Source organism: Pseudomonas caspiana, from assembly GCF_002158995.1.
Lineage (GTDB): Bacteria > Pseudomonadota > Gammaproteobacteria > Pseudomonadales > Pseudomonadaceae > Aquipseudomonas > Aquipseudomonas caspiana.
The window spans coordinates 1-21,100 of the sequence record NZ_LOHF01000020.1; the positions used below are offsets into that span (position 1 = coordinate 1).

At 54.7% G+C, this 21,100-nt stretch carries 13 protein-coding genes and 2 pseudogenes; 3 read left to right on the plus strand and 12 right to left on the minus strand.

What is annotated here, in order from left to right:
• Window positions 1–748: 748 nt before the first annotated feature.
• Complete coding sequence (locus AUC60_RS20260) at window positions 749–1,045, plus strand: DUF6124 family protein (protein ID WP_087271763.1); 297 nt, start codon at window positions 749–751, stop codon at window positions 1,043–1,045.
• A gap of 250 nt (window positions 1,046–1,295) precedes the next feature.
• Here the strand turns inward: AUC60_RS20260 and AUC60_RS20265 are convergent, their stop codons facing one another.
• From AUC60_RS20265 to dapA, 12 genes are all read right to left on the minus strand, one after another.
• Complete coding sequence (locus tag AUC60_RS20265) at window positions 1,296–2,147, minus strand: CAP domain-containing protein (RefSeq protein ID WP_087271766.1); 852 nt, start codon at window positions 2,145–2,147, stop codon at window positions 1,296–1,298.
• 123 nt (window positions 2,148–2,270) lie between these two features.
• A complete protein-coding gene (locus AUC60_RS20270; protein WP_087271769.1) occupies window positions 2,271–3,071 on the minus strand; it encodes a hypothetical protein in 801 nt (266 codons plus the stop codon).
• Between the two features lie 12 nt (window positions 3,072–3,083).
• The gene (locus AUC60_RS20275; RefSeq protein ID WP_087271772.1) at window positions 3,084–3,572 is read right to left on the minus strand and encodes a DUF6985 domain-containing protein; all 489 of its coding nucleotides are present in this window, start codon (window positions 3,570–3,572) and stop codon (window positions 3,084–3,086) included.
• A gap of 166 nt (window positions 3,573–3,738) precedes the next feature.
• Window positions 3,739–4,188: an SMI1/KNR4 family protein gene (locus AUC60_RS20280; RefSeq protein ID WP_087271775.1), complete on the minus strand. Its 450-nt coding sequence runs from the start codon at window positions 4,186–4,188 to the stop codon at window positions 3,739–3,741.
• A 501-nt stretch (window positions 4,189–4,689) separates the two neighbouring features.
• On the minus strand, window positions 4,690–5,214 hold the full coding sequence (locus AUC60_RS20285; protein ID WP_087271778.1) for a hypothetical protein: 525 nt from the start codon (window positions 5,212–5,214) through the stop codon (window positions 4,690–4,692).
• A 451-nt stretch (window positions 5,215–5,665) separates the two neighbouring features.
• A complete protein-coding gene (locus AUC60_RS20295; protein WP_087271783.1) occupies window positions 5,666–6,136 on the minus strand; it encodes a hypothetical protein in 471 nt (156 codons plus the stop codon).
• 205 nt (window positions 6,137–6,341) lie between these two features.
• Window positions 6,342–6,692 (minus strand): hypothetical protein, encoded by a 351-nt coding sequence (locus AUC60_RS20300; RefSeq protein ID WP_087271785.1) that lies wholly within the window; start codon window positions 6,690–6,692, stop codon window positions 6,342–6,344.
• A complete protein-coding gene (locus AUC60_RS20305; protein WP_087271788.1) occupies window positions 6,693–15,023 on the minus strand; it encodes a hemagglutinin repeat-containing protein in 8,331 nt (2,776 codons plus the stop codon).
• 32 nt (window positions 15,024–15,055) lie between these two features.
• Window positions 15,056–16,777 carry a ShlB/FhaC/HecB family hemolysin secretion/activation protein gene (locus AUC60_RS20310; protein ID WP_087271791.1) on the minus strand — a complete coding sequence of 574 codons (1,722 nt, stop codon included), beginning with the start codon at window positions 16,775–16,777 and terminating at the stop codon, window positions 15,056–15,058.
• A gap of 386 nt (window positions 16,778–17,163) precedes the next feature.
• Entirely contained in the window at window positions 17,164–17,454 is a 291-nt protein-coding gene (locus AUC60_RS20315; protein ID WP_087271793.1) for a HigA family addiction module antitoxin, read from the minus strand.
• An 11-nt stretch (window positions 17,455–17,465) separates the two neighbouring features.
• Window positions 17,466–17,744 (minus strand): type II toxin-antitoxin system RelE/ParE family toxin, encoded by a 279-nt coding sequence (locus AUC60_RS20320; protein ID WP_087272040.1) that lies wholly within the window; start codon window positions 17,742–17,744, stop codon window positions 17,466–17,468.
• A gap of 221 nt (window positions 17,745–17,965) precedes the next feature.
• Complete coding sequence (gene dapA / locus AUC60_RS20325; protein ID WP_087271796.1) at window positions 17,966–18,817, minus strand: 4-hydroxy-tetrahydrodipicolinate synthase; 852 nt, start codon at window positions 18,815–18,817, stop codon at window positions 17,966–17,968.
• A 667-nt stretch (window positions 18,818–19,484) separates the two neighbouring features.
• Here dapA and AUC60_RS28625 point away from each other — a divergent pair.
• Together AUC60_RS28625 and AUC60_RS28630 are read left to right on the plus strand one after the other, a co-directional pair.
• Window positions 19,485–19,760 (plus strand): annotated as a pseudogene (locus tag AUC60_RS28625) (PAS domain-containing protein); the annotation flags it as partial.
• A gap of 792 nt (window positions 19,761–20,552) precedes the next feature.
• Window positions 20,553–21,044 (plus strand): annotated as a pseudogene (locus tag AUC60_RS28630) (methyl-accepting chemotaxis protein); the annotation flags it as partial.
• Window positions 21,045–21,100 lie beyond the last annotated feature (56 nt).

Below are 21,100 nucleotides of genomic sequence, written 5' to 3' on the forward strand. Positions count from 1 at the left end.
ACAGTTACTTTTGTTTTTATTCGACTCCTGGTGCCGCATCATACTCGCCATCGACAGAGCCGCACGAAAGGTGGGCATTTTGTGGGCGCTTGATTTCGGAGCTACCGAAGGCTTCGAAGGCGGTGTAGCAGGCATCGCAATATTGGAATCACCCTAACCCAAGGTGGCGCCCAGAATCCTGCAGTGATTGACCAGATCTTTCATTGCACACAACCTGCCCGCAATACACTCGCCACACGTCCAACTCAACGGGTAGGGTCCTGCCTATAGGCAGGCGTGCAAAAGGCGAGTTTTTTCGGCTGGAGTTTTCCGTGATCAAGAAGGCTATGTAAAAATCCTCCTTTTGAAGAGGCCGCTTTAACTCCTCCCTGTCGCCTACTCCCCGTAAAATCCCCAAAACTACCCAACAATCGGAAACAACCTTCAGCCCCAAAACCCGAGCTCTGTAGGACCTTTCTGAAAATTCAGGATATGCTCTGCGTCCGCTTGTAGATGCCTGACGTGGCGACTACCTTCCTGCCTGTCGTTGATTTCAACGATTGGGTTTAGTCGCCCGATGAACAAGCGAAACATCTGTCATATCCATTGCCGAAGTCCTGGACGACGGCTTGGAGTTTTATGGTGGCTGTGCACGGGGCGCCTTCGGGTGCGCCGGTTGCTTGACGTCCCGGTCGACTAACCCGCTGCACAGCTACCACCCTTCGTTTAGTCGCGGATGGTGGTGGTCAACCTACGTCAAGGAGTCACCATGATCAGATCCACGCCACATCCCCCTGCTACGCCCATCAAGCAAAACCTCGTCAGCAATACCAACCTGGGCAACCTCAGCCTGTTCACCGTAAAGCCCGATATCAAGATCGAAGACGCGCTGGTTCTCGCATCGGAATACCTAAGTTGCGCCGCCGCTACGGCGTATGAAACGGCAGATAACAGCACACTGGAATTTCGTCCGTTGGCGAGGTCGGTTGTGCATCAGATCGAGGCCGCAAGAGCGCTGGTTGAGGCTTCGGTTGCAAAACTGGAGGAGAAATACAAAGCGCCATAAATTGGCTTGATGGGTTGATCTGCACTGTTCGAATCAATGCGGCAGACACCAGGAAGGCGTCGAAAAGACGCCTTCAAAATGTAATTGCGTTGCCATCAATGTGAATAAAAACCACCCGATTTGCCAGAAGAGGGCAATAGCGCGGCGGGCGCTGGTCTACCGAGTTGGCTCGTTCGCGGGCAAGCCTCGCTCCAACAGGAGCCCTGCAATCCAGTAATCAAATCGCCACCCAGTCAAAACCGGCTGATTATCAAGGCGCACCAAACATCATGGTCCAGTAAACCCCCGCCTGGCTGTTCGGGTTGGTGCCGTACGCGGCGCCGACCTCAGTGAACATCGGGTTCATGAGGTTGGCGCAATGGCCGGGGCTGGCGAGCCAGCCTTGCATGGCGTTCTCGGCCGAGCCTTGGCCGCTGGCGATGTTTTCACCCACCTGACGCCCGTTGTAGCCCGCCGCTTGGGCGCGGTCTCTGGCGACGTCGCCATTGGGGTCTTGATGGGAGAAGTAGCCGCCGCTCGCCATCGATTGGCTGTGGCGTCGAGCGGCGTTTTCCAGCGATGCATTCCACTTCAACGGTCGTGCAGCCGCGTAAGGCTGGCGGCCGCACATGCGTGGTTTGGCGCGCGCGGCGTTGACCTGAGCCAACAGGGTTTTGCCCGCCGATTGTTGATCGCCCAGGTGACCATCGAGCAGAGGCTTGGCCAATACCAGTCGCCAGTCCCTGCCTGATTGAGTGATGCCGATGTCGGCGTATTGGTTATCCAGCAATGCGCCACAGTAGCGGCTTTGCAGCATGGCAAAGGCGCCTTTCGCGTCCTGAGCACCGACCAGGCGAATGCTGCGCACTGCCACTGCCCGGTAGCCGGAAGCTTTCAAGGTGTCGCGCATGTCGCCGGCAAAACCAATGGGCAGCGCGAGATCCTGCCTCAGCTCGAGCGGCGATAACCCACGCACCGCACGCCCCTCACAGCGGGAGGGCTGAGCGCGATAGTCATTGATGGCCGATACCAATTGCTGCGCCTCGCTGGCATGAGCCTGGCTGGCGAACAGTGGGAGCAAGACGATGAAGCAGAGCGAGGTGAAGCAAGAAGTCAGGCGCATGAGACGGGGCTGCTCTGATGATCGAAATCGGGCGCTGATCTGACTGGGGAATCGGGAACTAGTTGCACGATGCAAAACGGTAAATGTTCAACTGTCGGCACAGCCCTGATTCAACGCGCTTTTCTATTTAGACGACTGCTCACCCGCTGCTGTCCCGTATCGTGAAACTAACCACATATAAAGCGCGTGATACCCGGTGAATAACAGACCGGATGTGCATCCAAAGCCAACAAAAACGAGCATTCTCGGACCGATCTGATCCACTAGGTAACTCATGTACTGTCCGGTCGGAAGAGGCAGCAAACCGGGCGCCCCCAAGAACAGCCAGATTAAAAACCCACTCACTGTCCCGCCCACGATGTAACGCAAGCGATGAGTGAGAAGGCGATCGGTCAGCCACAGAACGGGCCAGCCGACGAGCATGGCAATACCGGCACCCACTAGAAAGCTGATGATGAAAAGAGGCACTGGTTCAGAGGGAGAGGCAAACGCCCACATGGCAGCGACGGCCAACGATGCACCTCCACACAATGGAATGCCAAACACGTAAACCTTGCTCATTTGCGGCACCGGGCTGCGCGCAGCGTATCTCACTAGATATCTATCAAAGGCGGTATAGAGCAGACCAAGTACCACGCCAATCGCTATGGCAGCTATCCATAATTGTGGTTTGAATCCGCTGTAAAGAACGTAGGTGAACAAGATCTGCAGCACGCTGCTAAACACATGGCGAGCTTTGAAACCGGGGAAACACCGATCACCTATCAGCAGGAACGGAATACCCACCAGCATTGAGCCGGCGAACCCCAACCCCATGCCAACGATGACAAGATGCAGCCCACTGATAAAGGGCATGAAGAGCCCAAAACTTAGTGCTCCGCCAACAGGCACCGCCAGTATTCTGAATGCGCTGAGTATATTCATAAGGGGAGCTATTTAACCGAGCAAAAAATCCTGGACATCCACCGTGCTCACAAAGCTATTAGTCACCAGAACACCAATACCCAATTCGGGGTCGAACGAAGCCTCAAACACAAAACCGATGTCGCGCTCGTCACCGTCAAAATTGAACATCATCTTAACGCAGTTCAGCACAAGCAAATTCTGCAAACCACTGATAGTTTCAATTTTTGGAGCCTTGACGTTGACCTCTTCAGGACTGAAGCACTCGCGATAGCGCTCGATATTTTCGGTGTAGAACGCAAAAAGGGCCTGCTCCACCCTCTGGCAGATGAGTTCTTTATTCGACTCAAACTCTCTGAAGGCAGCTCTCTGGACCGGTGAGATCGGATCATCATCGAGCGTCTGAACAACCAGTTCTACGTTGAACGCCTCGGCAAAGAATAAAACCTCGCACTGGCCTTTCCAGATTTCGTCACTGCTTAGACAAAGCTCGCCGAAATCGGGATCTGAGATTATGTTCATTTTTGTTCCCTTCCGACATCTTAAAAACCTGACCCTCTTTTTATGAGAGACCGCCCTGTGTCCCAGATACCGCGCTGCATTTCCAGCTCGGTAGTCAGCCTAGCATTATGCTTTGTGCTCAACTGCCCGAGGGTTAATACGTTTGAAGTCGGGCTTTTCTCAGCAATCAGCGCGCCGCGCGCCATTCAATCATAGATTTTATGCACTTAAGCCGTTCCAGGATAAAGTCAAAAAAGTTTGATGCCAAAACATCAACCTCATCTGACTCGGAACTAACCCCTACAACTTGCCAATCATTTTTCGCGTCAAAAGCGTATAGCAAATCGCTCGAATCCCCACCAATTACGTATATACCTTCATATTTCTCGACTTTCCGCCCACATATAGCTGAATAACTTTCCGGACCATCATCAACATAAAAAGCAGCGTCTAGCTCACCGAATCCGAAACTCGCAAGAAATTCAAGATAATCAGCAGGCACACTTTTTCGGTCCAACTCTTCAACACCGCCCAGTATGGCATCGACATTAGAAATACAGTCACCATAATCCCCCTCAAAAAGCTCAGCGGATGTTATTTCGTCTATAAGCTTTCGTATTTCTACTGAATTTTTCATAGCTATTCACCAAATAATTTTTCTGCAGGCCCTTGCTGGGGGCAGGCGCTTGTTGGCATAGAGGCGTATTCAGAGCTAGCGATAGCTATTAAAAAAGCTGAAGCCACCTGTTTAGTATCCGCACCTGTGACGAACATGCACTCTACGCTGCGGGAGGACATAAGATAATCACAGAAACAAACGCCGAGTTATTAAAGAGCTTGTTATCTAACCATAATCTGATGCCGGCGCAATGCGACTTCAACGCTTTTTATCGAGGTCTGACCCCGATTTACTCCAAAGCCCTGAATACACAACAGATTTAAGGGCCAAAGCGGACAGAGGGTCGGTTATCGACAATCGGCTTGCCCCATTGAGGCGCGGGCTTTATCACTGCAGACAATCTGCAGACTGTTTGCAGACAGATTAGAGACATCCTCTACAGTTATTGCTTGGCGCTGACCGCAGATAAAACAACACTGGCGCGATGGGCAGTGCTGGGTCGGATAGTGCGCTGGACAGTTATCGAAAAGACCAATCATGTATTGAAATATATTCAATTTCCTGAATCGGCGCATGCTCCAATGAAGCTCTATAGTCGGTTATAAAGCTAATGCCCTCTATATACCTACCATTTTCAATTATTAAAAAATCGTCATCCATGTCATTGAAATCAAGTTCATGAGAATCACTAAGCAGCAGTAGGTCATCACCCGGCATAACCGACTTGAATTTCCCTTGGTAGCCTTTCCCAACCACAATTCTATAGAGTTTCTTGGCATCCCCAAAATCCAATGAAACCAAATCATTGCGATAGCTGAATGACTCAACAGTCTTGTCAAGCCCGATGGCAGCACCGACTTTTGACCTGACTCCAACCCATCCCGCACTGTTAACCAAAACCTTATCAATGCACGCATTAGACTCATACCAGTCTACGGTTCCAATTTTTTCTTTAATACTGGAAAAATCCTCACCCAGAGAAAACCCCGCCGCGCTTATACCCGGAATAAGCACTGCACTAAGATTAGGAATTAACATCGCCATGCGCCACTACCTCCAAGCTTTCCACTGGCCAGCTTCATACTTCAAGCGGTTACCCTGCTTATCATAATACTGCTGATACTTAGTAATTGTTCCTGGCTTGAAGCCTGCACTCGAGTCAATCACTCTGACTTCAGTTCCATCTTTGTACGTAAACTTATAGTACTCCGCGTCATGCCGACCTGCGCCAGAGTGGTATTGGACTTCCTTAACCGCTGGGTGCCCTTCCACTGTAAATACTTGTGCATTGCCAGAAGTGCCTGGCTTGGGAGGTTTAGGCACAAGCTTTGCGCCGTCCATCTTATACGCTTGAACCAAATCATCTATTGATGAACCCCAGACCTTATCCAAGCTCCTTGGAATGCCTGCCTGCACAGCAAAATCATTACGCAGCCCATCTCGGGCAATAGACGAAGTGGCGGGAACATCTACAGCTCCTGCCCCTTTTGCACCATTAACTCACAGGGGTAAGGCTCACCCCCTCACTGATCACTATTTCCTCTGGGATTTCATCATAGACAAAAAGCTCATCACCTAAGTTTAAAATGGATAAGCAAAGCCCGTTATCAAACGAGAGAGCAACGCCTATCACTACGTCGTCCGCCAAGGACTGCACAAGCGATGCTGACACTAACCTCCTTCCTACAACATCGGAGAAATAAAGCTCACCAGAGATACAAAAAATATCTTGCCTACCGTATTCACCTAGATCGCAGCTTGAAATCGGACTCAAAGAAAAACAGAGAGATGCACCATCAGGTCCGCCATAGAGCTTCCCAATTTCAGAAGTTTCAAATAGAAGGCCAATCTCTTGGGGGGCAGAATCCCTCTCGGAAGAGAAAATATGAAATAGAGCATTTACTGTCAGTAGTTTCTTCCCGAGCACTGTTAACAGCCAGGCAATCATAAGTTCAGGAAAGTTCATTACCTGACGCCTCCCTTCAATGCGCTCTGTACAGACGGATTCTGAATAACTATTAAAAAAGCTGAAGCCACCTGCTTAGTATCCACACCTGTTACGAACATGGCACTCGACGCTGCGGGAGGACATCGGATAATCACAGAAATAAGTGCCGAATTATTAAAGAGCTTGTTATTCAACCGTAATCTGATCCCGGCGCAATGCGACGTCAATGCTCTTTATCGTGGTCTAACCCCGATTTACCGCTTAGGGCCTGTGCGGTCTCTATACGAAACCTAAAGAGCCTTGGCATTTTCGGATTATCTTTTAAATAATTGGCAAGCTCATGTTTATCAAAACCCACAATTTCGCTGTTACTCACCTCAAGCTCCGCAATATACTTCCCATCTATCATTACCACATAATGCTCTTCAGATTGACCGAAATGGTGATGCAGAACAAACAGGCTCATAAGCCCCCCGAATTCTCTCGCAAGAAAACCCTTAATCGCGATAGCCTCATTAGAGTCGAACCATTTACGCGACCCCAGCAACTCACTCTCAATCTCTACCTTGTTCATTTATATACCCGGAAATGCCGTAACTATATTTCCAAACCTGTCAGTTTGCGTTGTAATAATTGAGGTTGCATTATTGTTTTTTAGGTAGTCCGTCCCTATAGTCCTGCCAACATCTACCTGTCTAACATACAAAACTCCATGAGTCTTGCTTTCAAGTGTTTTGACAACAGGTGAGCTAACCACCTGATTACTCTGCAACAGTTGCCGCAATTCCCCTTCAGGCATATTAAACTGACTCTTATTGGCTTTTCCGCTCAAGTGCTCCTTGAGGATATGATTCATGCCGAATTTGTTTGTACCAGTTTGAAGGTTAATCCGTGACTGCACTCGGCCAGGGACATGAATCGCAGCTTCGCCTGTCGTTTTTGAACCCCCAACAACCTCGGTCCCTTTTTTTGGAGCATTAACCGAAACAACCGTACGCTCACCTGCAGATTTACGTTTTTGAATCCCCCCTGTCAAGATTGAAGCGGTGAACTGACCGCCCCCAATCAGGTACTGTTCAAAGTCATCAGTATCGGAAAGTTCCTTGCCCTCCATGGCGTCTGCAACACGCTTGCCGACCGCGTCGGTATACGCTGCAATCGTTTCTTCGAGCTTTTTGCCCTGCGGGGTTTCACCGACAGCTTTGGAAATAGCCAGTTGCAGCAACCCTTTGGGGCCTTGCGTGAGCGCCACCATCACTGTCACCGCTTCTTGCTGCTCGGGATGATCCTTGATGTACTGTTTTATCGATGACATTGAGCGCAAGGTGTTCTGCGCGAGGTTTAGTGTCTCTTCATCTTCTTCGGTAATATGCGTGGATTTTAAGACTACGAGGTTTGGGTTTTTGGTCTGGTTTATAGCTTGCAGCGTGGTGTCGAGGTCCTCGACTGGTTTCAAGTCGATCTCGGCCATACTTGCGACTTCAGCCACGACAGATTCTTGAAACGCAGGGTCAGCCAAAGTTTTCATGGCCTGACTGCGGCTCATTCCACCCTGAAGCAACAAGTCCATGGTGTTTTCTGCGAACTTTTCGCCCATCAGATTGGCAGCACCGGCGTCCATTTTTCTGCCGAAGGTGCTTTCAGCTTTATTGACTACTCGAGTGAGACCTCGCGCCGCTTCCTTAAAATTCTGTTGAGCCGTTTCGTCATAGTTCCGAAGCTGGTTCGTCCACTCCTTGACCGTCACCACCGGACTCAGCACTGCGTCGGTGGAAGACTTGGTCACGTACAAATCAGTCCGATGCTCTTCGTCCCGCGTAATCTCGGACGCCTTGCTCACATCCCGATTCAGGCCAGCAGTCGAATTCTCGCCAGTGGCGGCGTCCTGACGGACGACGATGTCACCCGCGCCAATCGTGCCCCGGACCATTTGCTGACGGTCTTTTTCGTAGTTGTAGCCCTCTACGCTCCAGCCATTCGCGCCTGAATTACCTTTGCCCACCTGGCTGGAGTCTTGTTGTGCCTGACCTCCTTCAAGGCCATAGCTGCCGCCCATGTTGAGGTAGTAGGAACGCTCTTTGTCCTGACCGGCGATGTCACTGAAGCCCAATGTGCCGGTGTCCAGTTTCAGGTTGCCGGTGTTGGACGCGATGAGTGCGCCGTCGAGCTGGGTATGCTCACCTGTTTTGATGTCGAGTTTGTCTTGCGCAATGATCGAGGTTTGATTACCAACCCAGTTGGTTTTGCCGTCGGTTTTGCCGTAGCCGACAGAGCCGCTGACAGACGCGCCGTAGCCGACAACGACAGTGGCGCTGACGTCAAACTGCTTGCCGCTGGCCTTGCCGGTGTCAGGTACTGACGAGACGCTGAGGTTGCGGCCCACATTGCCGGTCACGTCTTTACCGCTTAGCTGGGCGCCAGCAATTGTCGTATCTCGGCCACTTTCAAATCCGAGCTGATTACCCGCGAGAAGATAGGCACCCTGTTGCTGCTTGCCCTCACGATCCAGTTCGCCGCGACCGATGTTTACGCTGGCATAGAAGCCAATCCCGCTCGGGCCAACGGCGATACCGCCCTCAGCGCCGCCGCTGTGGCGGTCATCCTGGCTGGAGGACTCATTCTGGGCGGCACGAATCGTAAGGTCGTTGGCGGCCTTGAGGTAAAAGTTTCTGACTGCTGCGGCCTGAGTTCCGATCAGTGCGAGGTCGCGACGGGCTTCAAGATTGATGTCACGGCCAGCGTTGAGTTGCGAAGCCTGGGACGTGCCCTGCATGCCTTCCTGCGTAGCAATACCGGTGCTGCCGCCGATGCCGATCTTGAAGCCACCAGTGGTGCCGCCTTTGAGCCCACCTTTGCTTTGGGTCTGTTCGCCCTCGCTGTCCTGGCTACCTTTGGCGACGTCGAAGGTGACGTCCCGACCCTGGACGTTGATGTCACGCCCTGCCTGGAAATTACTGCCACGGACCGTGACGTCATTGCCAGCAAGCACGCTGATGTCGTTGCCCGCGACCATCGTTGAGCCACGGTTACTGTTGATGACCTGGCTTACAGACTGACTCTGACTGGAGTTGCCAATGCTGCCGTCAGCGGTTGGACCGGAGAAGAACTGGTTCACACCGTCTACGGCTTTCAGGGTGCTAGAGGCTTTGCTGGTGTTGTCCTCGCCTTTACCTGCGCCGTTAACGGCGTCAACCATGTTGCCGTAGTTGTAGCTGACAGTCGTGGTCGTACCGCTGCGCTTGGCACTTTGGCTGCTGGCACTTTCGCTGCGCTCACCAGCTGCATCGATCGTTATGTCGCGACCGGCCTGCAGAGCGATGTCATTTTCAGCGTAGAGGTCTGATCCTCGCTGAGTGATATCGCGCCCGGAATTGACGACGATATCCTGACCCGCATCAATGTGGCTGGCCGCTGCGGTTTGCTGCGATTCCCGGTTTTTGTTCTTGAGCGTTTCCTGGCCCACGAACGTGGTATAGCCGTTTCGGTCAGCATCTTGCTTGAGGCCGAAGCTTTTCTTGGTTTCCCAGCTTGAGGTCTGCTGCTGACTGCTGCTGGCCAGCACATTCGTGTCACGGCCAGCGTTCAGGTTGACCGTACGGCCAGCCCCGACATCGCTACCCACTACATTGATGTCGCGAGCCGCATCAATGTTGACGTCCCGTTGAGCGCCAACATAACTACCTGCACTGGTGGAACTGGTGACTTCGCGACCTGCCTTTTTAGAAGAGCTGAGGGTGATATCGCCGCCCCACGAAGGGGTGCCGACCATCAGCCCAAACGCATCGCCCCCCGACAAACCGAACTTTTTCTTGTACTGCTCGGTCATGCTGTAAGCAGTGTTCTGGGCAGAATCCAAGCGGACATCACCCGTATCTTTCACTAACCCGGCTCGCAACTCGGCATCGTTACCTGCCGTGGCGCTACTGGCGCGCAGACTCAGGTCATTACCTGTCGCGATGATCAAATCGTTGCCAGCCTCAAGCTCACTACCTGCTTGAGTCGCAGTGGTTTGCAGCTGGGTTTTGCCGCTCTTGGAAAGCCCCAGGAAACCAGACTTGGTTTTCTTGCTGTAAGAGCCAGACTCCTCGACACCCGATGTAATCGATACGTCGTTAGTGGCGCCGAGCAGCAGATCGTTACCCGCTTTGAGCTGACTGCCCACGATAGCTACATCGCGACCACCATTGATGCTCACTGCACCTTTGGCGTCCTGGCTGGCGTTGACCGTCAGGTCGTTACCAGCCTCAATGACGGAGCCGACATTCGTCGAGTTATAGCTCTCGGTTTCACGAGTGCTGCTGCGGCCAAATGAGCCGGTCTTCTTTTTCTTGAAGTACGAATAGGCTTCGTCTTGAGCCGATGCAATTACGACGTCCTGCCCGGCATCAAGACTTACGTTACCGCCACCGTTGACACGACTGCCAATGATGCCGAGGTCAGTGCCTGCGCCAAGAGCGACGTTCTGACCCGCCTTAAGCACACTCGACACCTGGCTCACATGATCTTCCTGAGCCTTAACCTTTTTGCTCTTGCTGTACGAATGCTGCTCATCCGCCGCGGAGGCGATGTTGAGGTTTTCGGCAGCGTCCAGGGTCAGGTTGCGCTGGGCGCTGATCTGGCTGGCGACGGCGCTGATGTTGCGGGCGGCGACGACCTGGAAGTCGCGACCGGCTTCTACAACGGAGCCGTATTGGGTGATGTTCTGGCGGGTGGAACGCGTGCCGACGGCGCCGCTGTTTTCTTGCTGGGCGGAGACGATGTTGACGTCGCGTCCGGCCTGAATGGTGGTGTCACCGCCACTCTTGATCACGCTGCCGATGCTGTTGACGTCGCGTTTGGCCTGCATCGTGAGGGTGTCGGCGGCTTCGATGCGCGCGGCGTTATTGACGAACTGGGTGCGCTCGGAGCGGTAGCCGCTGTCGCTTTGATGCGTCGTGACGCTGCGCTCGTTGAGCAGGTCGCCATTGACGGCGACGAGTTCGACGTTGCGTCCGGCGATCACGCCGCCTGCGGTGTTGGTCAGGTTGTTGTTGGCGCGCATTTGCAGCAGGTTGCCCGCCTCGACCAGACCTGAGTTGGTCAGGTTGCCGCCAGCGCTGACGCCGAGATTGTTGGTGGCGCGCAAGGTGCCGCTGTTGTTGAGGTTCTGGCCGCTGATCAGGGAAACATCGTTGCCGGTGATCAATGCGCCGTTAGGAGCGAGCCGGTTGTTGGCCTGGGCCATATACAGGACGGGCACGAGCACTTTTTGACCCGCGACTTCGTGCTGTTCCATCCATACGATGTCGTGGGTCAGCGCCGCGACTTGCTCGCCTGTCAGGCTCACGCCCACGGAAAGATTAAGGGCGTCCTTACTGGCGATGGCGTTGTCCATCAGGTACTTGAACAGACCTGCATCGCTGGTCTGGCCGTCAATGAAACGCTGGCCGGTGCGGGCAATGACGGCTTGCTGGATAAGTTTCTGCTCGTAGTAACCATCACCCAGACGTTTCTGGGCCTCGTCCGGGTTGTAGCCGAGCTTGTCGAGCATGTAATCCGAGCTCAGGAAGCGGCCCAGATTGGTGAACGCGGGATCGCTTTCGATCAGGTACTTTTGCGGATTGGCGGCGAACTGGCTGGTGGGCAGCTGGAAGCCGGGCAGGTTTATCGGGTTGACCGCTTGCTGTCCCAGGTCCGGGGCGAGTTGTGGATTGAGCGCCACGACAGTGGAGTAACCCGGCTCGCTGGTGTCGGTTTTTGCACCGCTGCCCACGTAGGTGTAGCCACCGCGCACGACGGAGTTGTCGATGCCGTTTTTGGCCTGAACGTTGACTGCTCCGCCTGCCTGAATGATGGCCGAGTAGCTTTGGTCAGGTGCTGCCAGTTGGGTAGTCTTCGCCAACTCGGCTTTTTCGCCTTCGGTGCGACCAATGAAGGTCGCCAGTGCACCTTCAAGACCACCCAGAGCATTTTTGTTGTAGCCGGGGCTGTCGATTGAGTATTGCTGAGTAAAAGCGCTGGCCAGTTGCTGCATGAAACCAGGGCTACGGGTTCGCTCTTCTACAAAAATACGGTCGGTCTGAGTGTCGTGGGTTTCAATGGCGGTGTTGGTTACATCATCAAAGATGGCCGTGAGGTCGCCGCCGGCAGCGATGCTACTGCTGCTGTTGAGCAGACTCCCGCCGGTCAACAGCATGCTGCCACCGGAGGTGATGCTTGACGCGGCGCTGGCTTCGGTAACGGCCAGATGATCACGCTGGCTGATCAGAAAGGGGCGATGCTGCTTGCCACCGTCACAGTCACCCGCGTTCACACCTTCGATGCATGCCGTTGGCGTGATGGAAGCGCTGTATATCCCGGACTCTACAGTCAGAATGGTCCGGATATTTTCGATGGTGCTGGCTGCCAGACTGAGCGTGCCGTCGGCCTGAATATTCGAGGAGCTATTGGTGATGCTGGTGGCCAACCCGCCCAGACCGTCACGATCGACAAGCAAGTTGCCCATCGCGTAGATGTCGGATGCAACGTTATTCAGTTCATCAACCTGCAGGCTGATATTGCCGCCGCTGAAAATCAGTGCATGGTCGTTGAGCAGGCTGCCAGTGCTGACCGTCAGCACCTGGCCTGCAGCCAGGGTGCCGAGGTTGCTAACCCGTGGGGCGTTGATGCCAAGGGCTGTCGCGGAGGTGATGCGACCGCTGTTGGTCAACTGATCGGTGAGGGTCAGATCGACGCGGCCATCACTGGCAATGACGCCATTGGTTGACCAGTTAGCGCCTCTGCCGACGAAGCTGTTGGTCCCCAGAAGTTGACCCGTTGCGGTTTGCTGGAAATTGCCGACATCAAGCGTCAGGTTGGCAGCCTGAATCACGCTGCTGTTGGTCCAGGCGGCTTTGTTGAACGTCAAGCCACCCCGAGTGACCAGGCTGCCACCCACGTTGTCGAGGGCCAGTCCGGAGACATCCAGTGCACCGGTACCGACATGCAGAACGCTGCCGTTGATGTTCTGAAAACTGCCCGCGGCCAGGCTCAGGTCAGTGTTGGCGGACTCAAGTGCGCCGCCGCTGTTGTCCAGCAGGCCACCAATGGCGAAGCGACTGTTACCTGTAAGCCCCAAGGAGCGAATCTGCCCGTTGCTGTTGTCCAGGGTGGACGCGCTGAGATCCAGGTTTGAGCCACTTTCGATGACACCTGCACGGTTGTTGATTGCACCTGCACGGACGGTCATCCCACCGCCACTGCTGATATAACCGTCTGAACCATTGAGCAGATTATCGGCCGTCAGCGTCATGCCCCCGTCGCTGAGCAATTGGCCTTTGTTCTGGTTATCCAGTATCGAGGTGCTGGCGATCAATGTCTGACCGGCAGCGAAGATGCCGCCATTGTTGACCAGCGCTTGACCGGCCGTTGCCGACAGATTACGGCTGGCGATCACGTTGCCGGTGTTGGTGACGGTTTGGCCATTGAGGCTGATGTCGCCGTTGGCGTTACGGGAGTTATCCGCGTTGACGCCCGCCTGTAAGGTGCCGCTGTTGTCCACGACCTGCGATGCGGTGGTCGTGAGGTTGCGGCTGGCAACCACAGTGCCCGTATTGGTGATGGACGTACCGGCGAGGCCTACATTGCCCGCATCGACGGCGCTGTTGGCAGCGGTGGTGGCCTGGATCGCGCCACTGTTTGTCAGCGATTGTTCCGCGGTGGCGCTGAGGTTGCGGGTGGCGACAACGTTGCCGGTGTTATTGATGTTTTTGCCATTCAGGCTGACGTCGCCGGTGGCGTTGCGGGTATTGTCAGGGTTGATGCCCGCCTGAACAGTGCCGCTGTTGGTCAACTGACCGCCGCTGCTCAGTTTGATGCTGTCACGGGCGGCCAGGACCTTCTGGTTCTTGAGGCTGCCACGGGTTTGCACGTTTGCCGAAGTACCGGCGTAGATCGAGTCCTGGGCATCAAGGCTGGCAGCATTGACGTTGACTGCGCCGCTGGCGGCCGCCTTGGCCATGGTCAAATGGCCGTTGGCGTCGATTTGCATGTCGCCGCCGCTGGCAGCCATATCGCCAGCCAGTTTTACCCCGACACCTTTCTCTGTGCCGACCAGTTTGATGGTGTTGGCGTACATGCCGCCCAGTGCCGACGAGTCAATCGCCAACGCCGGCTTCTCAGCATCGTTGCCCGCGCGTGCCGTGGTGGCCAGCGTGTCAGCATTAACGTCGTTGGCACCTGCGACAACGTTCAGCTGTTTCGCGTAAATATTGGCGTTGATTTTTGCCGAACGGGTGATGATATCGAACTGATCGACATTGTCGGCGTTAAGGCCATCGCCTTCGATGTTGATACTGCCGCCATCAACTTCGAAACGATCAAGCTTGCCATTACCATCCAGCACAGGCTTACCGGTGCTGAGGGTGACACGAGGCGTATTGATAAATCCGCAACCGTTACAGGTCACGCCGTAAGGGTTGGCAATAATGACCCGCGCCGACTTGCCTGCTACTTCGGTGTAGCCATTGAGCTGGCTGGCGCTGCCGCCGTTGACTTCGTTAAGAATGACACCTGCTGCTTTGCCGCCCAACTGGCTGTTGCCGTTGATATAGCCAGCCAACTGAGTGTTCTGCGCGGCACTGGTGGAGTTGTTGAGGATCACACCTTCCTTGCCGACGTTGTAATCCTTGAACTGGTTATGAGACAGCCCCGCCGCATTGGGGGCCGCAATATTGATCACCGGGACGCCATTCGCGGCCTGCCCCACGCTGGTGTTGGTGCCGCCGCTGACTGCAACTCCGCCCGCCTGCGCCCAGATCGGCTGCCAGAACATGACGTTGACCATCAGCAACGCCAACGCACGTTTGGACACGCCTAAAAAGCGCTTGCGTGGCTTCAACTCAGCAGAAGGTTGGCGGGCCAGAAGTGCAAATTGATGAACGTCCATTTTCGAAGTCTCGCGGCAACAAATTTGATTAATTAGAGAAACAGGTCGACCTGGAAGTAGATCGGCGCTTCGCGCTCGGTGAGCACGCTTGGGCGCTCCAGCGAATGGGCGAATGTCACGCTGGCGCTGACGTGCTCGCCTCTGGCGAACAGCTGCAGGGAGTTACTCGATACGCGGCCGTTGAAGCCACCGCTGTACCGATCATTACTGACCACACCCTGGTCGTAACCGACGCTGGTGCCGTACTGACTAAAAGCGGGACGCAGCCAGTCCAGCGTCACCGGCCGCGTCCAGCGCAGCTCATTACGCCAGTAGCCGCCACTGGAGCCGGACAGGAATTGATCCTTGTAGCCGCGCACGGAAGAGCTGCCGCCTACGCTGATACGTTGCGAGCTGAACAACACATCCTCGCTGCGCTGCCCGGTGGCGAGGCTGCTGAAGCTGAATGATTCGCCCAACCAATTGAATGGCAACAGATAACTCGCGGTAGCGGTGTATTTGCGATAGCGCGGCGTCGGAGTAAGGTTGCCCAATTCGTCCCGTTGCTGAGCATCCTGTTGCGCATCCAGTGCGCCGATGCCCTGCTGCATGCCCAGATCAAGGTTGACGAAGGAGTTGCCGATCCGCCGACCGTGGTTGATACCGAATTGCGCTTCTGTAATACGGTTGCTGCTGCCCTCTAGTCGGGCGTCGTCGATGTAGTTGTTGGTGCGCACATGAGCCAGCCCGGCACTGACCGAAGTTTTGCTGACGGCATCGCGATGGATCAGGCGCTCGGCGAGAAACTGGTGATTCTGGCTGTCACCATTCTGTTTGAAGCTGAAACCATCACCTTGCGCCTGCGAGCGATACTCGCTCTGGCTGTAGGTGTAACTGAAGTTCCACCAGCCATACGGAACGTTGTAATAGAGCATGGCGTTTTTGGAGGTGGACTTGTGATCACTGACCACATCATGCCCACCACGCACGATCAGTTGGTCGGCAATACCCAACGGGCTGTCCCACTCAAGACCGGCATCTACCTGCTGCTCGCCGGTACTCTTCTGCCCATCGTTATTGCGCGACAGGCTTGCACGCCAAGGCTTCTGAGGCTCGTTGCGCACCAGCACGTCACTGCCACCGACCTCGTTGCCTGGCGCCAACTCCATCTGCGCCTGTCTGGACGGCAACCTATTGAGTTGGTCCACCAGTTGCTCGATTTCGCGCAGATTCAGAACCTCGCCACTTTTCCCCGGAAAGGCCATCGCCAGCTCACGGTCGGAGACATTGCTGCCTGGCGCACTTTTCAGGCTTTCAAGCTTGCCTTCCACCACCAACACAATCAGGTGCCCTTTGGACAGGTCCTGTTGCGGCAAATATGCACGGCTGGTGACCAGTCCTTGATCGAGGTAGTAGTTGGTAACGGCCTTGAGCAGATCATTCAAATCAGCCACGGCCAGGCAGCGATCAACATAAGGTTTAAGCAGCCGGTCACGATCAACGCCGCCAAGGCGCTCAGCACCTTGGAGTTCTATCGTCTTGATGGGAAAGCAGCGGGCATCTTCGGGCGAAGCCGGTTTAGCAGGCTCAGTGTTGGAGCCTGGCAGCTCCTTGAGTTCCTGGAGTCGGCGTTGCTGTTCTTCAATCAGGCGATTCTGTCGATCACGAATCAGGTCCTGATCACCTGGGGTTGGCACTGTTGCGCCGAACGCAGACGAACCGATAGCAAACAAAAGGGCGCACGAATGCAGCCACGTCCGTGGGGAGGCAAACATAAACATTCCATCGATATGTCGCAGGCGTTTCGTTTGAAATGCGCCAGCAAGAGGAAAAAGCAACCGCGAGGTGCAAGCCTGAATACCGGCTAGATGCCGGCAAATAGCAGCAAAGTGCCATCAAACATCGGAAAATTTAAACAAAGTGTATCAACGCTGAAACAGACAGCCGATCTGAGGAAAGTTCCGGGGCGGGGGAAATTTTGTGATGGATGTCACTAAAAATGGAGAAGAGTGCGAATCAGAATTTACAAGCGAGACAATGGGGGCACGCTGCGCAACGAGAGTCCCAGCACGAAAAAAGCTGTGAACATTGCATCCACAGCTCCCGTATCAGATCAGCGAGTTGACACCCGACAGAATGCTATCGACGCTCAGGAGGAGCTTTAATTATTAGCCCGAGCATAGCGCTCAATGGGTGGCTGCTCACGATGCTCCGCCTGCCACAGATCATAGTCAGCCTGGATACCTAACCAAAGGCGAGCAGTGCTGATCCCTGCCCGTTCAAGCCTGACTGCCAGATCAGGGCTGATCGGTGCATGACCATGCAAAATTCTGGAAAGTGTTTCTCGGGCAAAGCCTAAGTGTCTAGCAAACTCGGTTATCGTCGTGTCCAAGCCAGGAATGACATCCTCGCGCAGGATCGCTCCGGGGTGAGGCGGGTTGAACATTCCCATTACAATCTCCTTCAGTGATAGTCCAGATAGCTGACCAACTCGACATCCGTCTCGACGAATCTGAAAATCACCCGCCAATTGGCAGTAACTGTGATAGACCAGAAACCTGAAAGATTGCCTTTAAGCTGATGCAACCGCCAGCCAGGGAGATTCAGGTCCTCTGGATATTCCGCGCGATTCAAGACTGTGAGTATGTGAGCTAACCTCCTTGAGTGATCGGGCCTGATCCCACTGGTTGAACCCGTTTCGAAAAACAGCCTCAACCCTTTGTGTTTCCACCCAAGAATCATCGACGCATTGTGATGTGACACATCACACCTTGCAATGGCCATATATCTTTTCTTCTATCAGCGTTCATTTGCCACTTTGAATGGTTACGTGAATGAGCGAGCAATGTTGGGTCAGAAGAAAGTATTCCAGTGACCTTATTCTGTCTGTTGGACGCATCGTTTTCTCAGGTCAGTTTTTTCTGAAACTGACGCCCGCCGCCGCCCTCAAGCTCCCCTAGCGCTCAGATCATCCCGCGCAATCGCTCAACCATCGCTTCTGAGCTCGCCAGCATCGGCGCACGCACCTCGTCCTTGATCCAGCCTTGCAGTGCCAATGCGGTTTTTACCGGGGCGGGATTGGGTTCGATAAACAGAGTCTGAATCAGCGTCAATAATTGGAAGAAAGTGTCGCGCGCAGCCTGCAGTTGGCCGTCTTGAATTTCACGATGCAGGCGCACGAACTGCTGTGGATGGATGTGCGCTGAGGCAGCGATCGCGCCGGTCGCACCCAGGCACATGGCGCTGAACATTTGGGCATCTTCACCGGCGAGTACATCAACGTTGCCGCTCGCCAGCAGCGCAAGGGTCGTATCCTGATTGCCGCCACAGTCTTTGATCGCAGCTATCCGAGGATGCTGCACGATGCGCAGCAAGGTGTCTTTGTGCAGGGTCGCGCCGGTGCGATAAGGAATGTCGTAGAGAATGACAGGCACGCTTGAGGCATCGGCGACGGTATTGAAGAACACTTCGAGCGCTGGCTGGGACGGGCGAATGTAATACGGCGCGGGCACCAGCAAGCCAGCGATGCGACGCTGCAGAATGTCCTGTTGAAAGCGCAACAGCTCGGCCTGATTATTACCGGCAAGGCCCATTACGACTCTGTCTGGCGAGGTCATTTCCAGCACCGCATCAAGCACTGCCAATTGCTCAGCCTTACTCAACGCCGCCGCTTCGCCAGTCGTGCCGCAGACTACTAACCCTGCAACGCCACCCTCCAGCAAATGAGCAACCAGACGACGCAACGCGCCGAAGTCGATGGCGTCATTCTGAAAAGGGGTGACGACAGCAACCCAGATTCCTTGAAACGATGACATGCGTGTTCTCCTGATGATTGACCGAAAAGTCACCGTCAGAAGCGAGAGAAAGGAGGTGTGCGGCGGGCAGTGTCTGCGTGGCGCTCATTGTCCTGTCAGCTCATCTGACGGGACAGCGCGCCCCGGTCACATGAGCGACTGTTTCTTCGATTTATTGGCGACACAGGCACGAGTCTGCGCCTTAGCATTAAAGCCAAAAGCGGAAAGTTCGTAACCGGTGGTAGGAAGCATAAACATGCACGCCATTAAACAATGCGATGTTTTTAAAACTTTCACACCACGCTTGTCAATGTTGCCAGGCCGAACAGCTGATTCATCCGCACACTGAAGAATCGTTTCAACCAATGATCATCTGCGACTTTAGAACGCCCGAAGCAGGCCGATAGCAGGCCACCAGACAGCAGGTTTCAACGTCATCGGCAGGACATTTGATAAGCGCGTGACGCTATCTATACTCCCTCCATCATTTGAGTGTATGCACAGCCATCACGGAAGACCTCAATCAAGCGGCGATTCGAAGCCAGACAGAGACGCTGGCCGAGCGATAATCTATAACCTGCTGTTTTAGATAGCTTTAACCTCGAATACAGACCACCCGACAGGTCGAACCCATTCCTCGCAAATGGATTTCACCGGTGCCTGAAGTAACTTCATACGGATGCTGAAGATGGCCAAACATATCACTCAAACTGAACAAACTTTCCCTGCCGAACAACGCTTGATTTCAGCGACTGATACGAAAGGCAAAATCACCTACTGCAACGATGAATTCGCGAAAATCGCGGGTTACTCGCAAGCCGAACTTATTGGTAGCCCGCACAATCTGGTGCGCCATCCTGATATGCCCGCAGCAGTCTTCGGATTAATGTGGAGTTACCTGAAGGCCGGTAAAAGCTGGATGGGCATCGTTAAGAACCGCTGCAAGAACGGCGACTATTACTGGGTCAGCGCGTACGTCACGCCGATCCTCGAAGACGGCCGACTGATCGGCTACGAGTCCGTACGGGTCAAGCCAACAAGGGAGCAAGTCAGCCGCGCAGAAGCCCTTTACGCCAGATTGCGCAGCGGTAAAAAAGCGGTCGCCAGCTCGCGTCATCTCACTGCGTTTCTCAGCGTAATGGCTGTACCGGCAATTGCTGCCGTCCTGGGGGTCGGTGTCAACGTGCTCTTCCCCGGCACCATTGCTCATGTGGCGACCGCCGTGCTGTTTCTGGCCTTGGGTGGGTGGGCGCACATGCGCTTTGAGCAGCAACTGTCAGGCATCATTCGCAGTGCACCCGGCGCCTTTACCGACCCGGTGAGCGCCCTGACCTACAGCGACGCCTACGGGACCAGCGCTCGTCTGGAGATGGTGTTGGTCAGCGAAGATGCTCGTTTGCGCACCGCGCTGACCCGTCTGAGCGACCTGGCGGCACAAGTCTCGGAAGCGGCCGGGCACTCTTCGCATCTGTCCACGCAAAGCGAGCACGCCTTGCTGGAGCAACGTGCGGAAACCGACCTGACGGCTGCGGCCATGACCGAGATGGCAGCATCCATCAACGAAGTATCCAAACACGTGCAGCACACGGCGGCAGAAGCCACGACTGCGAACGAGCTGGCCGAACAGGGCAGCAAGGTTGCAGGCACCTCCCGCGAAGCCATCCAGCGTCTGGCCGGGACGGTAACCAGCATCAGCAATGCCGTAGATAATCTGGCCAACGAAACCCAGCAGATCATGTCGGCAGCCAGCGTCATTCAGGCGATCGCCGATCAGACCAACCTCCTTGCACTCAACGCAGCGATCGAAGCAGCCAGAGCCGGAGAACAAGGTCGCGGTTTTGCCGTGGTGGCTGACGAGGTTCGCGCGCTGGCAGGCAAAACGCGGGAGTCGACCCAACAGATTCAGGCGGTGATCGAGTCGCTTAAAAAAGGGGCAGACGAAGCAGTGAGCATCGCTCAGCTAGGCATCAGCGAAGCCGACAATGGTGTTGCGCAGGTGATCGAAGCGCAAAATGCCTTGCAGGGTATTCGCGAGGTCATCGCACGTATCAGTAATATGGGCCATCAAATGGCGACCGCCTCCGAAGAGCAGGCCCATGTGGCGGAGGACATTTCCCGGCAGATCAATAACGTCGCGGCGACCTTCGAAACCTCCGCAAGCAATGCCAACGCGGCGGTAGCACGGGGCACCGAACTGGAAAACACCTCCCGCGGACTGCGCGCATTGGTTGAGCGGTTTAACCGCTAGCAGCATCGCCCCCATCAAACAAAATGCCAACCATTGAACGGGAATGGCATTTCTGC

What these genes read in the sequence shown, in the direction of transcription:
- AUC60_RS20260 (WP_087271763.1), top strand. Translation starts at nt 749, where the DNA reads ATGATCAGATCCACGCCACATCCCCCTGCTACGCCCATCAAGCAAAAC.
- AUC60_RS20265 (WP_087271766.1), bottom strand. Translation starts at nt 2,147, where the DNA reads ATGCGCCTGACTTCTTGCTTCACCTCGCTCTGCTTCATCGTCTTGCTC.
- AUC60_RS20270 (WP_087271769.1), bottom strand. Translation starts at nt 3,071, where the DNA reads ATGAATATACTCAGCGCATTCAGAATACTGGCGGTGCCTGTTGGCGGA.
- AUC60_RS20275 (WP_087271772.1), bottom strand. Translation starts at nt 3,572, where the DNA reads ATGAACATAATCTCAGATCCCGATTTCGGCGAGCTTTGTCTAAGCAGT.
- AUC60_RS20280 (WP_087271775.1), bottom strand. Translation starts at nt 4,188, where the DNA reads ATGAAAAATTCAGTAGAAATACGAAAGCTTATAGACGAAATAACATCC.
- AUC60_RS20285 (WP_087271778.1), bottom strand. Translation starts at nt 5,214, where the DNA reads ATGGCGATGTTAATTCCTAATCTTAGTGCAGTGCTTATTCCGGGTATA.
- AUC60_RS20295 (WP_087271783.1), bottom strand. Translation starts at nt 6,136, where the DNA reads ATGAACTTTCCTGAACTTATGATTGCCTGGCTGTTAACAGTGCTCGGG.
- AUC60_RS20300 (WP_087271785.1), bottom strand. Translation starts at nt 6,692, where the DNA reads ATGAACAAGGTAGAGATTGAGAGTGAGTTGCTGGGGTCGCGTAAATGG.
- AUC60_RS20305 (WP_087271788.1), bottom strand. Translation starts at nt 15,023, where the DNA reads ATGGACGTTCATCAATTTGCACTTCTGGCCCGCCAACCTTCTGCTGAG.
- AUC60_RS20310 (WP_087271791.1), bottom strand. Translation starts at nt 16,777, where the DNA reads ATGTTTGCCTCCCCACGGACGTGGCTGCATTCGTGCGCCCTTTTGTTT.
- AUC60_RS20315 (WP_087271793.1), bottom strand. Translation starts at nt 17,454, where the DNA reads ATGGGAATGTTCAACCCGCCTCACCCCGGAGCGATCCTGCGCGAGGAT.
- AUC60_RS20320 (WP_087272040.1), bottom strand. Translation starts at nt 17,744, where the DNA reads ATGATTCTTGGGTGGAAACACAAAGGGTTGAGGCTGTTTTTCGAAACG.
- dapA (WP_087271796.1), bottom strand. Translation starts at nt 18,817, where the DNA reads ATGTCATCGTTTCAAGGAATCTGGGTTGCTGTCGTCACCCCTTTTCAG.